This is a genomic window from Synechococcus sp. GFB01, assembly GCF_001039265.1.
GTDB lineage: Bacteria > Cyanobacteriota > Cyanobacteriia > PCC-6307 > Cyanobiaceae > NIES-981.
Window position 1 is genome coordinate 1 of sequence record NZ_LFEK01000114.1, and the last position, 12,705, is coordinate 12,705.

The 12,705-nt window shown below is 68.0% G+C and carries 13 protein-coding genes and 3 pseudogenes; 14 read left to right on the forward strand and 2 right to left on the reverse strand.

Annotated elements, in window-relative coordinates:
• Nucleotides 1–152 precede the first annotated feature (152 nt).
• The 3 genes from psaM to SYNGFB01_RS11120 all read left to right on the forward strand — a co-directional run bounded on the left by psaM (nt 153) and on the right by SYNGFB01_RS11120 (nt 1,674).
• Nucleotides 153–257 carry a photosystem I reaction center subunit XII gene (gene psaM / locus SYNGFB01_RS11110; protein ID WP_048018087.1) on the forward strand — a complete coding sequence of 35 codons (105 nt, stop codon included), beginning with the start codon at nt 153–155 and terminating at the stop codon, nt 255–257.
• A 25-nt stretch (nt 258–282) separates the two neighbouring features.
• Nucleotides 283–606 (forward strand): hypothetical protein, encoded by a 324-nt coding sequence (locus SYNGFB01_RS11115; protein ID WP_048018080.1) that lies wholly within the window; start codon nt 283–285, stop codon nt 604–606.
• A gap of 51 nt (nt 607–657) precedes the next feature.
• Nucleotides 658–1,674 carry a protochlorophyllide reductase gene (locus SYNGFB01_RS11120; RefSeq protein ID WP_048018081.1) on the forward strand — a complete coding sequence of 339 codons (1,017 nt, stop codon included), beginning with the start codon at nt 658–660 and terminating at the stop codon, nt 1,672–1,674.
• A 39-nt stretch (nt 1,675–1,713) separates the two neighbouring features.
• On the opposite strand, the gene SYNGFB01_RS11125 is transcribed toward SYNGFB01_RS11120, so the two are convergent.
• On the reverse strand, nt 1,714–2,094 hold the full coding sequence (locus SYNGFB01_RS11125; RefSeq protein WP_048018088.1) for a hypothetical protein: 381 nt from the start codon (nt 2,092–2,094) through the stop codon (nt 1,714–1,716).
• Nucleotides 2,095–2,374: 280 nt separating this feature from the next.
• Between SYNGFB01_RS11125 and SYNGFB01_RS15705 the strand changes: the two are divergent.
• A pseudogene (locus SYNGFB01_RS15705) lies at nt 2,375–3,180 on the forward strand (BMC domain-containing protein).
• Here the strand turns inward: SYNGFB01_RS15705 and rdgB are convergent.
• Nucleotides 3,177–3,755: an RdgB/HAM1 family non-canonical purine NTP pyrophosphatase gene (gene rdgB, locus SYNGFB01_RS11130; protein ID WP_048018089.1), complete on the reverse strand. Its 579-nt coding sequence runs from the start codon at nt 3,753–3,755 to the stop codon at nt 3,177–3,179. The pseudogene SYNGFB01_RS15705 and the gene rdgB overlap by 4 nt on opposite strands.
• Nucleotides 3,756–4,004: 249 nt before the next feature.
• On the opposite strand from rdgB, the pseudogene SYNGFB01_RS11135 reads away from it, so the two are divergent.
• The 10 genes and pseudogenes from SYNGFB01_RS11135 to SYNGFB01_RS11175 all read left to right on the forward strand — a co-directional run bounded on the left by SYNGFB01_RS11135 (nt 4,005) and on the right by SYNGFB01_RS11175 (nt 12,560).
• Nucleotides 4,005–5,005, forward strand: a pseudogene (locus SYNGFB01_RS11135) (sodium-dependent bicarbonate transport family permease).
• Nucleotides 5,006–5,042: 37 nt separating this feature from the next.
• Nucleotides 5,043–5,324 carry a hypothetical protein gene (locus tag SYNGFB01_RS11140; RefSeq protein WP_048018082.1) on the forward strand — a complete coding sequence of 94 codons (282 nt, stop codon included), beginning with the start codon at nt 5,043–5,045 and terminating at the stop codon, nt 5,322–5,324.
• Between the two features lie 203 nt (nt 5,325–5,527).
• Nucleotides 5,528–5,842: a BMC domain-containing protein gene (locus SYNGFB01_RS11145; RefSeq protein WP_048018083.1), complete on the forward strand. Its 315-nt coding sequence runs from the start codon at nt 5,528–5,530 to the stop codon at nt 5,840–5,842.
• Nucleotides 5,843–5,916: 74 nt separating this feature from the next.
• A complete protein-coding gene (locus tag SYNGFB01_RS11150) occupies nt 5,917–7,329 on the forward strand; it encodes a form I ribulose bisphosphate carboxylase large subunit (protein ID WP_048018084.1) in 1,413 nt (470 codons plus the stop codon).
• An 80-nt stretch (nt 7,330–7,409) separates the two neighbouring features.
• A complete protein-coding gene (locus tag SYNGFB01_RS11155) occupies nt 7,410–7,751 on the forward strand; it encodes a ribulose bisphosphate carboxylase small subunit (protein WP_048018085.1) in 342 nt (113 codons plus the stop codon).
• A gap of 157 nt (nt 7,752–7,908) precedes the next feature.
• Nucleotides 7,909–8,169, forward strand: a complete 261-nt coding sequence (locus SYNGFB01_RS15710) for a hypothetical protein (RefSeq protein ID WP_235300130.1) — start codon at nt 7,909–7,911, stop codon at nt 8,167–8,169.
• Nucleotides 8,170–8,328: 159 nt separating this feature from the next.
• The gene (locus tag SYNGFB01_RS11160; protein WP_235300131.1) at nt 8,329–10,317 is read left to right on the forward strand and encodes a CsoS2 family carboxysome shell protein; all 1,989 of its coding nucleotides are present in this window, start codon (nt 8,329–8,331) and stop codon (nt 10,315–10,317) included.
• 10 nt (nt 10,318–10,327) lie between these two features.
• Nucleotides 10,328–12,020: pseudogene (locus tag SYNGFB01_RS11165) on the forward strand (carboxysome shell carbonic anhydrase).
• A gap of 1 nt (nt 12,021) precedes the next feature.
• Entirely contained in the window at nt 12,022–12,309 is a 288-nt protein-coding gene (locus SYNGFB01_RS11170; protein ID WP_048018086.1) for a carboxysome peptide A, read from the forward strand.
• Nucleotides 12,309–12,560, forward strand: a complete 252-nt coding sequence (locus SYNGFB01_RS11175) for a carboxysome peptide B (RefSeq protein WP_048017910.1) — start codon at nt 12,309–12,311, stop codon at nt 12,558–12,560. Before SYNGFB01_RS11170 ends, SYNGFB01_RS11175 begins: the two co-directional genes overlap by 1 nt.
• Nucleotides 12,561–12,705: the final 145 nt, after the last annotated feature.

Consider the following 12,705-nt stretch of genomic DNA (forward strand, 5'->3'; position numbering starts at 1 on the left):
GCGCAGCGCAGCAGCGGGAGGCCGGGCGGAGGAGTCGGTCATCACGGCGGGCATCAAAAGCTGTGACAGCGGTCCTGCTGCGACTGGACCGTAGCCCGGGCACCAGCGAGAATGTGCCGGTTGACGCGCCCTGCCGGTTCCGGCCTCTTGCGATGGTTTCCTCCCTCACCCAGGCCGAAGTGCTGATCGCCCTTGTGGTTGCCGCCCATGCCGGCGTGCTTGCGATCCGGCTCAGCTTCAGTCTCTACAAGGCCTGATCGCCCCCCTCCCGCGATCACCGGCATGGCCACCACGCCCGTCAAACCGGCCCTGAGCCTCCGGGAGCATCAGGAGCTTGTCTGCAGCCTCATTGGCCTCACCGTGAAGTGCTCTCTCGTGGTAGTGGCAGCCGTCAGCCTGTTCAGGCTGGCCCTGGCCTACCAGGAGCGCATGGAACGCCAGGGTGAACTGGCGGCCGTGCTGGATCTGGAAAGCGCCAAGCTGGCGAAGGCCCGGCAACGCTTCGACCAGCTCTTCGTGACCGACGGCGAGCAGCGCCTGATCCGCGAGCAGGCCCAGTGGATCGCACCGAACCGCCTGCGGGTGGTGTGGCGTTCAGNCCCCTAAGGTTGGGCGCTTCCTGATTGGGCGCAGCAAGNCCCCAGCGCGAACGCCTCCATGGTTGACTCCCAGGCCGACAACAAGGTCGATACCGATCCGGTGAAGCCTGCCAGCTCCGGCACGGTGCTCATCACCGGCACTACTTCCGGTGTCGGTCTGAACGCCACCAAGGCCCTGACCGATCGGGGCTGGACCGTGATCACGGCCAACCGGGATCCCGTGCGGGCNGNCGAGGCNGCCGANGCGCTCGGCATTCCCTCCGACCGTCTCCACCATCTGCGGATCGACCTGGGCGATCTCGACAGCGTGCGGGTTGGGGTGGAAACCCTCGTGGATTCCCTGGGCCTGCCACTCGATGCCCTGGTGATCAACGCGGCCGTCTACAAGCCGCGCCTCAAGCAGCCGGAGCGATCGCCCCAGGGCTATGAGCTCTCGATGGCCACCAACCACCTGGGCCACTTCCTGCTGATCCAGTTGCTGCTGCCGCTCATCCAGCGCTCAGGCCACCCCTCCCGTCGGGTGGTGATCCTCGGAACCGTGACGGCGAACTCCAAGGAACTCGGCGGCAAGATCCCCATCCCGGCCCCCGCCGATCTGGGCGATCTCAGCGGCTTCAAGGCGGGCTTCAAGGCCCCCATCGCCATGGCCGACGGCAAGCCCTTCAAGCCCGGCAAGGCCTACAAGGACAGCAAGCTCTGCAACATGATCATCAGTCAGGAGTTGCACCGTCGTCTGCACGGCAGCACCGGCATCGTGTTCAGCTCGCTCTATCCCGGTTGCGTGGCCGACACGCCGCTGTTCCGCAACACGCCGCGGGCCTTCCAGAAGATCTTCCCCTGGTTCCAGAAGACCATCACCGGCGGCTATGTGAGCCAGGCCCTGGCGGGGGAAAGGGTAGCCCAGGTGGTGGCCGATCCGGCCTTCGCCGTCTCGGGGGTGCACTGGAGCTGGGGCAACCGCCAGAAGCAGGGCGGCAAGCAGTTCAGCCAGGAGCTCTCGGCCAAGGCAAGCGACCCCGAAGTGGCCCAGGGGGTCTGGGATCTCTCGATGAAGCTGGTGGGACTGGCCGGCTGAGCAGCGGCCAGTCCAGGCTCACGGCGCGACCGTGGCCGCTCAGAGGCGGCGGCGGAATCCGTCGTTGAAGCCGTTGCCGGACTCCTCGGCGACACGGGTCAGCTTCCAGACGTTGCGGCTGAGCCGCCGGGCCCGCAGGCCACCGCGCTCCACCACCGCCGCTCCTGGCCGGGCACCGAGCAGCTGGGTCACCTCAGCCGTGCTGAGCGGTGCTCCGGTCTGCAGGGCCAGCTGGGTGAGCTCGAGCCGTTGACGCAGCGCCGCCAGATCAGCCTGGCCCCCATCCTCGGCTTCGCTCCACAGCCAGGGCAGCTCCTGGCCCGAAGCCGCCATCTTCTGCATCAGACCGAGGCCGATGAAGGCCAGGGCCTGTTCAGGCTTCACGCCCTGGGCGGTGGCCTGGGTGATCCAGTCGGGCATGGTGGAATCGGTCTGCTCGGCGGGCAGAGGCTCCGCTTCGGCGGTGGCTGGGGTGGAGTCGGTGCCGGAGTGGCGCTTGGCGGCCATGGAACGTCCCATCAACGTCGATCGGACGGTACCGGCTGGATCCAGGTGGGCAAGGGCTGAACAGGGCCGGGGTACAGTCAGCCCGCTTCCGGGTCCGGCAGCGTCCCGGGATGACGCCTCGATCGCTGGCGGGACATCAGTCCCGTGCGGTCTGCCTCCTGCCCCGTCGCCGCAAGGAGTTTCTGCGCCGCTGATGNCCCCCAGCCCGCTCACCCCAGACGATCGGGCCATCCGGCAGCGGCGAGGCACTCTGCGGCTGTCCGGCGGTCCGACGATCACGGGCACCGTGGTCGATCCCGACAGCGAGGGCGCCAGCTGCGTGATCACCACCGACAGCGAGGGCTCGCGGCTGGCGCGTCAGTCGAGCCACGTGCAGTCGATCGAGTTGCGCACCTACGTGTTTCTCGATTCGCTTCAGCCCCAGCTGGCGGCCTACATGGGCACGGTGAGCCANGGCTTTCTGCCGATCCCCGGCGACGCCTGCCTGTGGCTGGAGGTCTCGCCCGGCATGGCCGTGCATCGGGTCACCGACATCGCGCTCAAGGCGAGCACGGTGCGCCTCGGCCAGATGGTGGTGGAGCGCGCCTTCGGCTCCCTCGCCCTCTACCACCGGGATCAGAGCAACGTGCTCCATTCCGGCGACGTGGTGCTCGAGGCGATCGGCAGCCGGGTGGAGCAGCGCAGCCGCGCCGAGGTGAGCTGGACCGAGATCATCCGGGCCATCACACCCGATCACGCGGTGCTGATCAACCGCCAGAACCGCCGCGGTTCGATGATCCAGGCCGGGATGAGCATGTTCATCCTCGAAACCGAACCGGCCGGCTACGTGCTGATCGCCGCCAATGAGGCCGAGAAGGCCTCGAACATCACCGTGGTGGATGTGAAGGCCGTGGGAGCCTTCGGCCGGCTCACCCTGGCCGGGCGGGANGGGGGATGTNGGAGGAGGCCGCGGCCGCCGCCATGCGCGCCATCCACCAGATCAACGGCAGCGCCGGCTAGGCCAGGCCCAGCAGTCGCCGCATTCCGGGTGCCAGCAGACGGGCGGCCTTGCCGCGGCTGCCGAGCTTGCTGCGCAGGTGCTCGCCCATCTCGGCGTAAGTGCTGCCTGCCTCGCGCACCCAGAAGATCGGATCGTAACCGGGGCCATGGCCGCGGGGGGCCCGCAGGATCAGGCCTCTGCAGATGCCCTGGGCCTCCAGCACGGTGCTGCCGGATGGATCCGCCAGGGCCATGGCGGTGACAAAGCTGGCGCCGCGGTAGAGGGAATCACCCATCTCCCGGAGCAGCCGATGGATGCGCTCATGGTCGGTGGGGGCGTAGCGGGCCGAGTAGATGCCAGGCGCCCCGCCCAGGGCATCCACCTCCACGCCGGAATCGTCGGCCAGGGCCCACTGGCCGGTGAGCCGCGCCACCGTTTCCGCCTTGAGCCGGGCGTTCTCGGCGTAGGTGCTGCCGGTCTCCTCGATCTCCAGGCCCTCGGGCTGCTGGCGCACCTCAATCGGCAGCAGTCCGAGCATGGAGCACAGTTCAGCCACCTTGTGGGGGTTGCCACTGGCGATCACCAGCACAGGCACGGCCCGGCAGCGGGGCCCGCCATTGTGACGCAGCGGCTGTGACGAAGCGGCGATGGCCCGCAGTCGGTTGGGGGAGNCGGATGGGTTGAACATTCCACCCCCGGACCAGTCCAGGGCTTCCGGCTCGGCAGCAACGCTAGGGAGATCGGCCCCGGGACTTCTGAAGTTTGCGCATGTCCTCACGGCCGGTTGTCCCAACCCTGCCTAGGGTCCGGCCAGTGTCGCCGGCCCCTCGGGCTGCCCCAGCCGATGGACACCACCCTNGTTCTGCAGAACCTGCTCAGCGCGCCGGTGCTGTTCTTCTTCCTCGGGGTGCTGGCCGTGCTGGTGGGATCCGATCTGGAAATTCCAGCACCGTTGCCGAAACTCTTCTCCCTCTATCTACTGCTGGCGATCGGGTTCAAGGGAGGGGTGGAGCTGGAGCACAGCGGCCTGGGCGGTCAGGTGCTGCCCACGATCCTGGCGGCGGTGCTCATGTCGCTGCTGGTGCCGGTCTACAGCTTCCTGGTGCTGCGCCTGAAATTCGACAGCTTCAACGCGGCGGCAATGGCGGCCACCTACGGATCGATCAGCGCCGTGACCTTCATCACCGCCGAGAGCTTTCTGGACACCCAGCAACTCAGCTTCGACGGCTTCATGGTGGCCGCCCTGGCACTGATGGAATCGCCTGCGATCATCATCGGACTGCTGCTGGTGAAACTGGCGGCCTCGCAGCAGCGGCCTGAGGATGACGACAACAGCATGAACTGGGGCCTGGTCCTCCACGAGGCGCTGCTCAACGGTTCTGTGTTTCTGCTGGTGGGCAGCCTGCTGATCGGTGTGCTGGTGGCCGGCCAGAGCAGCGCCGGTGTGGAGAAGATGCTGCCCTTCACCGACAAGCTCTTCTACGGAGCCCTGAGCTTCTTCCTGCTCGACATGGGAATGGTGGCAGCTCAGCGGGTCGGGGATCTGCGCCGGGCGGGAGNCTTCCTGATCGGGTTCTCCGTGCTGATGNCCCTGTTCAATGCCGGCGTGGGAGCCTGATCGCCAGGGTTCTGGATCTCAGCCCCGGGAACGCCCTGCTGTTCGTGGTGCTCTGTGCCAGCGCCTCCTACATCGCCGTGCCGGCGGCGATGCGGATGACGGTTCCGGAGGCCAACCCCAGCCTCTACATCTCCAGCGCCCTGGGTGTGACCTTCCCCTTCAACATCATCGTGGGGATTCCGCTTTACATGGCACTGGTGCGGGCCGTGCTGCCCGCCCCCGCCTGAGTCCCGCACGCCCACCTTCCCGACCGGATGCCGAACCATGAAACGGGTGGACCTGATCCTGAGCGAACGCGAACTGCCGCGGGTGGTTCGGGCCATCGAGGCCGCCGGCGCTCCGGGCTACTCGGTGATCCGCCACGTCACCGGCCAGGGACCGCACGGCGCGGTCTCGGAGGGGATGGAGTTCAGCGGTCTGGGCGCCAACGCCCACGTCGTGGTGTTCTGCGAGGAGGAACCGATGGCGTTGCTGCGGCAGAAACTGCGACCGCTGCTCGACTACTACGGCGGCGTGGCCTACGTGTCGGATGCGGAGCGGCTCTGAGCGACCCGCCCGGCCGGGCCTGATCCAGGGCCAGCCGCGGTCCATCAGGCAAACACTTACGTTTTGTGAGGCACTGATCAGCAGCGCTTATGCGAGCTGCGGCAAACGGTGATGGTCGCCACAACCCAAATGGGTTGACGGGGGGTTTAGCGCCGGACCATGGTTGCCAACGAACATTCCACCCCCTCCTCCAGGAGCAGGTAATGGCTAACGAAACCATGGGCATCGCCCTCGGCATGATCGAAACCCGCGGTCTGGTTCCCGCGATCGAAGCGGCCGACGCCATGACCAAGGCTGCCGAAGTGCGGCTGATCGCCCGCGAATTCGTCGGCGGCGGCTACGTGACCGTGATGGTGCGCGGCGAGACCGGTGCCGTGAACGCCGCCGTGCGTGCCGGCGCCGATGCCTGCGAGCGCGTGGGCGACGGCCTGGTGGCTGCCCACATCATCGCTCGCCCTCACCGCGAGGTGGAGCCTGCCCTGGGTGGTAGCGCCGGTTTCCCCGGTTCCAAGGACTGAGTGGTCTGACGCCTGAGCGCTGAGCGTTCGGCAGCCCACCCATTCCCCTTACCGACCCAACCGGAGAATCTCCCATGGCTAAGAAGTACGACGCTGGGGTCAAGGAGTACCGCGACACGTATTGGACTCCTGATTACGTCCCCCTCGACACCGACCTGCTGGCCTGCTTCAAGGTCACCGGCCAGGAAGGTGTGCCCCGCGAGGAAGTGGCCGCCGCCGTGGCCGCCGAATCCTCGACCGGCACCTGGTCCACCGTGTGGTCCGAGCTCCTCACCGACCTGGACTTCTACAAAGGCCGGGCCTATCGCATCGAAGACGTTCCTGGCGACAAGGAATCCTTCTATGCCTTCATCGCCTACCCTCTCGATCTGTTCGAGGAAGGGTCGATCACCAACGTGCTGACCTCCCTGGTCGGCAACGTGTTCGGATTCAAGGCCCTCCGCCACCTGCGTCTGGAGGACATCCGCTTCCCGATGGCGTTCATCAAGACCTGCATGGGTCCCCCGAACGGCATCGTGGTCGAGCGCGACCGGATGAACAAGTACGGCCGTCCCCTGCTGGGTTGCACCATCAAGCCGAAGCTCGGCCTGAGCGGCAAGAACTACGGCCGTGTGGTGTATGAGTGCCTCCGCGGTGGTCTCGACTTCACCAAGGACGACGAGAACATCAACTCCCAGCCCTTCCAGCGCTGGCAGAACCGTTTCGAGTTCGTGGCCGAAGCCGTCAAGGCTGCCGAACAGGAAACCGGCGAGAAGAAGGGTCACTACCTCAACTGCACGGCAGCGACCCCCGAGGAGATGTATGAGCGGGCCGAGTTCGCCAAGGAACTCGAGATGCCGATCATCATGCACGACTACATCACCGGTGGCTTCACCGCCAACACCGGTCTGGCGAAGTGGTGCCGCAAGAACGGCATGCTGCTCCACATTCACCGCGCCATGCACGCGGTGATCGACCGCCATCCCAAGCACGGCATCCACTTCCGGGTGCTGGCCAAGTGCCTGCGCCTCTCCGGTGGTGACCAGCTCCACACCGGCACCGTGGTGGGCAAGCTCGAGGGTGACCGCCAGTCGACCCTCGGCTTCATCGACCAGCTGCGCGAGTCGTTCGTGCCCGAAGACCGCAGCCGCGGCAACTTCTTCGATCAGGACTGGGGCTCCATGGGCGGCGTGTTCGCCGTGGCCTCCGGCGGTATCCACGTCTGGCACATGCCGGCCCTGGTGAGCATCTTCGGCGACGATTCGGTGCTTCAGTTCGGTGGTGGTACCCACGGTCACCCCTGGGGTTCCGCCGCTGGTGCTGCCGCCAACCGTGTGGCCCTCGAGGCCTGCGTGAAGGCCCGCAACGCCGGTCGCGAAATCGAGCGCGAAGGCCGCGACATCCTCACGGAAGCCGCGAAGCACAGCCCTGAGCTGGCGATCGCCCTCGAGACCTGGAAGGAGATCAAGTTCGAGTTCGACACCGTCGACAAGCTCGACGTCAACTGAGCCAGCAACGAACGGAATCCGGGAGATGCCCTAACCCATCTCCCCCCGTTCCTTTCAATCCATCCATCTCAAGGAACCCCATGCCTTTCAAGAGCACCGTGGGTGACTATCAAACAGTCGCCACCCTGGAGACCTTCGGCTTCCTGCCGCCGATGACCCAGGACGAGATCTACGACCAGATCGCCTACATCATTGCCCAGGGTTGGAGCCCGCTCATCGAGCACGTGCACCCCAGCCGCTCCATGGCCACCTACTGGTCGTTCTGGAAGCTGCCCTTCTTCGGTGAGAAGGACCTGAGCGTGATCGTGAGCGAGCTCGAGGCCTGCCACCGCGCCTACCCCGACCACCACGTGCGCCTCGTGGGCTACGACGCCTACACCCAGAGCCAGGGCGCGGCCTTCGTGGTGTTCGAGGGTCGCTGATCCGCAGCATCCCAGAGCCAACACGGCAGCAGCGGTCCCGGCACACGCCGGGACCGGCTTCCACTCCAGCGACAGCCCCTTCCGGTGGTGTGCCAGCAGGCCCCTCCCACCGAAGCAAGGCTGTCCGCAATCCAGCTATTCCATTCGACGGGCGGTCATGGCCAGCACATCCAGCCGGGAAGCAGCACTCGAGCGCCGCCGGGCCCTCACGGACGGCGGCAAGAAGGCCGCCGGGCGGTTCACCTCCGGGCCCAGCCGCACCCGCAGCGCCAGCGATGCCCGTCCCTCCCGGACCTCCGCCACCGCCGCGGCGACACCCGCAGCTCCGGCGCCGCACCTGCGGCACGGGCAGCAGCCCCTGCCTCCTCACTGGGCCGGCCTGCGGCCAGCAGCACCAGCCGCAGCGTGCAGCGCGTGAGCAATCCAAGCCGCGATCTGGTGCTGGCCCGGCGCGAAGCCCTCAGCCGCAGCGGCAAACGCGCCAGCACCTCGCGGGACCGCACCCGCACCGATCTGGGTCGAACAGCCACCCGCGGCACCGGCGGCGGCGGCGCCGAAGCGGTGGGGACTGCGCCGGTTGCCGAGACCAAAACCCTGCGGCTGCCAGGGCCGCGGACAGGCAGCAGACAGTGCGACTGCCGAGGCCCGCCCCGGCCGCACCTCGGAGCTGAGCCTCGGCAGCCGTAACGGCAGCGGCACCGACCGCCGCGCCTCGCAGCGCAAGGCCGCTCCCCAGCACAATCYCAGCCGGGCCCTGGTGCTGAGCCGTCGCGAGGCCCTCTCCAAGCACGGCAAGTCGGCCGCCGCCAGCGGCAAGAGCAGTGCCGCCGCCGTGGCGCGCCAGATGAACCCCGATCTCAGCGCCCGCGAACTCGCCCAGAAGGTGCGGGAGCTGAAGAGCAAGACCGGTGCGGCCGGCACCTCCCGCAGCGGCGGCACCCGCCCCAGCGGTCCCAACCGCCACGGGGCCAAGCAGGCCGCCGCCGCCGATGCCCACTGGAAGGTGGGAGTGAGCGAAACCACCGGCGGCCAGGTGGTCACCGGCACCCAGGCGAATCGCTCGCCCAAGACCACCGGCAACGAGGCAGCCACCTGCCGACCGATCACCGGCACCGAGTATCTGGGCGCGGAGGTGTTCCAGACCTTCTGCCGCAGTGACGCGCCCACCCGCCAGCCGGACAAGGTGCGCGTCACCGCCACCAGCCATGGCAACCGGGTCACCGGCAACGAGGTGGGGCGCTCCGAGAAGGTGACCGGAGATGAGCCCGGCACGTGCAAGAACGTGACCGGCACCGAATATGTGTCAGCCAACCAGTCGGCCGCGTACTGCGGCAGCACCCCCTCCACCCCCCGCAAGGTGGGCCGCAGCCAGACCCTGGGCGGCCAGCCGGTCTCCGGGGTGATGGTGGGTCGCTCCAGCCGGGTGACAGGTGACGAACCGGGCTCCGGCCTGCAGCTCACCGGTGATCAGTACCTGGGCGCCGAACCGCCCGTCGCCGGCAGGGCCCCGACCAAGGTGGCCGCGCTGCAGACCCTGCGGGGCACCGGGGTGACCGGCACCGCCGTGGGTCGCAGCCAGCACGTCACCGGCGACGAACCGGGCAGCTGCCGCCTGATCACCGGGGATGAATACATCGGAACCGACCAGTACGGGGCCTTCTGCGGCACGAAGCCTCCCGCTGAAGCGCCAAAGGTGGGCTTCAGTGTCACCAACCGCGCCCAGGTCGTCAGCGGAACCCGTACGGGCCGCTCCGACAAGGTCACCGGTGACGAGCCGGGCACCTGCAAGGCCATCACCGGCACCCCCTATGCCGGTCTGGAAGAAGCCAGTGCCAACTGCCCCACCCCGGCCGTTCGCGCCATCCGCGAGCGCACCCCCGTGCGCGGCGCCAGCCGCATGAGCGGCATCCAGCCGGGCATCGGCGGCGCCCTCACCGGTGCCGAACGCGGCGCCTGCGAAGCGATCACCGGCACTCCCTACGTGGGAGCCGACCAGTTGGCGGAGGCCTGCGGTGCAGCCATCGGCGCCGATGCCGACTATCCCCAGCCCCTCAACGAAGCCCCCTGGCAGCGCTTCAGCGTGCAGTCCCCCGCCCGGGCTGCTCAGAGTCTCCGGCAGCGGCCCGGTGGTGTCACCGGGACCGGCTACGAGCAGGGGAGCCGCATCACCGGCCCTTTTGACATGGCCGGTGACAAGATCACCGGCACCGAACAGTTCCGCTTCGACCGGGGCGCTCGCAACCTGGCCCGCGGGCCGATCGAAAGGCCCACCCCGGTGGCCATCGAGGAGGATGGCCGCCCCGTTTCGCGCGTCACCGGCGAGGGAATCTCTGCCGGCCTGAAGATCACCGGCGACGACTGGGATCGCGGCGATCGTGTGACCGGCACGGAAGGGGCCTCGGCCCGGCGCCGCAACCCCACCCGACCCGGTCCGATGACCGCCATGCCAGGCGCGCAACGCAAGCGCAACGACGAGGTGCCGGAGCCTGTCAGCCGGGTCACCGGCTCCAGCGGCAACACAACCGCCGGCTCCCTGATCACGGTGTCGGGCGGAGCCCGGGGCTGAGGCGCCAGGCATGCCCCGCCGTCGCAGAACCGCCGACACCAGGCCGCTCGCACCCACAGCCCCCCTGCGCGGCGTCTTCAGCCTCAGGGGGTCCGGCGACTCGGTCACCGACCAGTCCCAGGAGGCGGCGGCCGGTCTGGAACCGCTGAGTTCCCTGAGCAAGGTCGTGCGCCAGCGGGAACTGGCCAGTGCGGCCCGCGCCGGGCGCTCGCTGGCCCCCGCTGGCCGCCGGGTTCGTCCGGTGGCCACCCAGGTGGTCCATGGCCGCAGCGGCGCCAGCAGCCCCCAGAGCGGCGGACTCCATCCCCTCACCAACGCTGCCGCCAACACCAGGCTGCGTGCCTACGAGCAGGACACCCTCGGTGCGTTCGATCGGATCGTGCCGGTGCTCAAGCAGCTCTCGGCGCTGCAGCACGAGGCCGATTTCGTGACCCAGGCCCAGCGCCTCGCGGAGGCCGAACTGGGCTATGCGCTTCCCCTGCCGGTCCTCGAGAACGCCTGGACCAGCCAGCTCGACATGCGCACCCTCTTCGCCTGGTGCGTCTTCGAGGCCTACGAGCACACCAGTCGCACCTTCTTCAACCGCGATCCGCTCGCCGGTCAGGCCGATTCAGCCGAAGCCGAGGCATTCAATGCCTTTCTGCTGGAGTGCGGCTTCCACCTGCTCGACATCACCCCCTGCGCTGACGGACGCCTGGCCCACGCCATCGCCTATGCCCTCCGCCTGCCGTTCAGCTCGGTGCGACGCCGCTCCCACGCCGGCGCCATGTTCGATGTGGAGAACACGGTGAACCGGTGGGTGAAGACCGAGCACCGTCGTTATCGGGAAGGTCTGCCCAATCCCGCCTATGCCGACACCCGCTACCTGAAGGCGGTGGTGTATCACTTCAGTTCCAAGGATCCCTGCCACGANGGCTGCGCCGCCCATGGCAGCGATGACCGGGCGGCAGCGGCCGAGGGCCTGCAGCGGCTCAAGGATTTCCAGCAGGCCGTGGAGAACAGCTTCTGCTGCGGTGCCTCGGTGGATCTGCTGCTGATCGGCATGGACACCGACACCGACGCCATCCGGATCCACATGCCCGGCAGTGATGGCAGCACCGACCTGGAGAGCTGGCTCGATGCACGCGACGTGTATGACGCGACCGCGGCGCTGAACCCGGCCGAAGCACGCGCCCGGATCCATGACCTGGTGCAGCAGGCAGCCCCCACCAGCCCCGACGCGGGGATGGTGGCCCTGGTGGCCAGGCTGATCGAGCAGAACATCTCCCAGATCGATTACGTGCGCCAATTTCACCGCGGCAGCTACAGCGACTTCGGCCACGCTGAGCGGTTCATCGGCGTGGGTATCGGATTCAAGGAGATCCACCTGCGCAACCTCACCTATTTCGCCTACATGGACACGGTCGAGGAGGGCGCCGCCGACCTCGATGTGGGGGTGAAGATCTTCAAGGGCCTCAATGTGTCGCGGGGGCTGCCNGATCCCGGTGGTGCTGCGCTTCGACTACCACGGCGCCGTGCCGGGCGCCCGCGAGCGTGCCGTGCGTCACTGCGAACGGGTGAAGGCAGCGATCGAAAGCCGCTACGCCGACCTCTGCTCCCAGGGGCTGCTCCACACGCTGCTCACCGTGCGCGATCAGGACCGCCATGTGCCGGCTGAAACCTTAAGTTCGTCGATCAGCTTCAACACCGGAGGGGGGCACTGAGATGCTGATCTGCAAGGTCATCAAACCCCTGGTCTCCACCAACCGCATTCCCGACTTCGAGCACAAGCATCTCCTGGTGGTGCTCGACGGCAGCACCCAGAAAGTGGCCGTCGACGCGGTGGGCTGCATTCCCGGCGACTGGGTGATCTGCGTGGGCAGTTCCGCCGCCCGGGAAGCTGCCGGCAGCAAGTCGTATCCGAGCGATCTGACGATCGTTGGCATCATCGATCACTGGGATCCGGATGCTGGCAAGCAGGCGCCGCCACCCCCGGCAGGGGGATCCAAGTAATGGAGATCATGCAGGTCACCGGCTCGATCGTGTGCACCCAGCGGGTGGGCGGTCTGAAGCACTGGAACCTCAGGGTGCTGCGCACCGCCAAGGGGAAGCTCAGCGTGGCCGTGGATCCCGTGGGCGCATCCCCCGGCAACTGGGTGTTCACCGCATCCGGCTCCGCCGCCCGCTTCGCCTGCGGTGATCCCGACACCTTCACCGATCTCACGATCGGCGGAACCATCGATTTCTGGGAACCCGACGGCTGAAGACCGCCATCCCATCCGTCGTCCCACACCATCCCGATCCCATGGCCACGCCAACCCCCCGCCCCGCCACCAAAGCCAGCCCCACCGCTGCACCGCCCCCCTCCAGCACACCCGGAGCCGAGACCAGCGCCTCGCCGGCACCGGT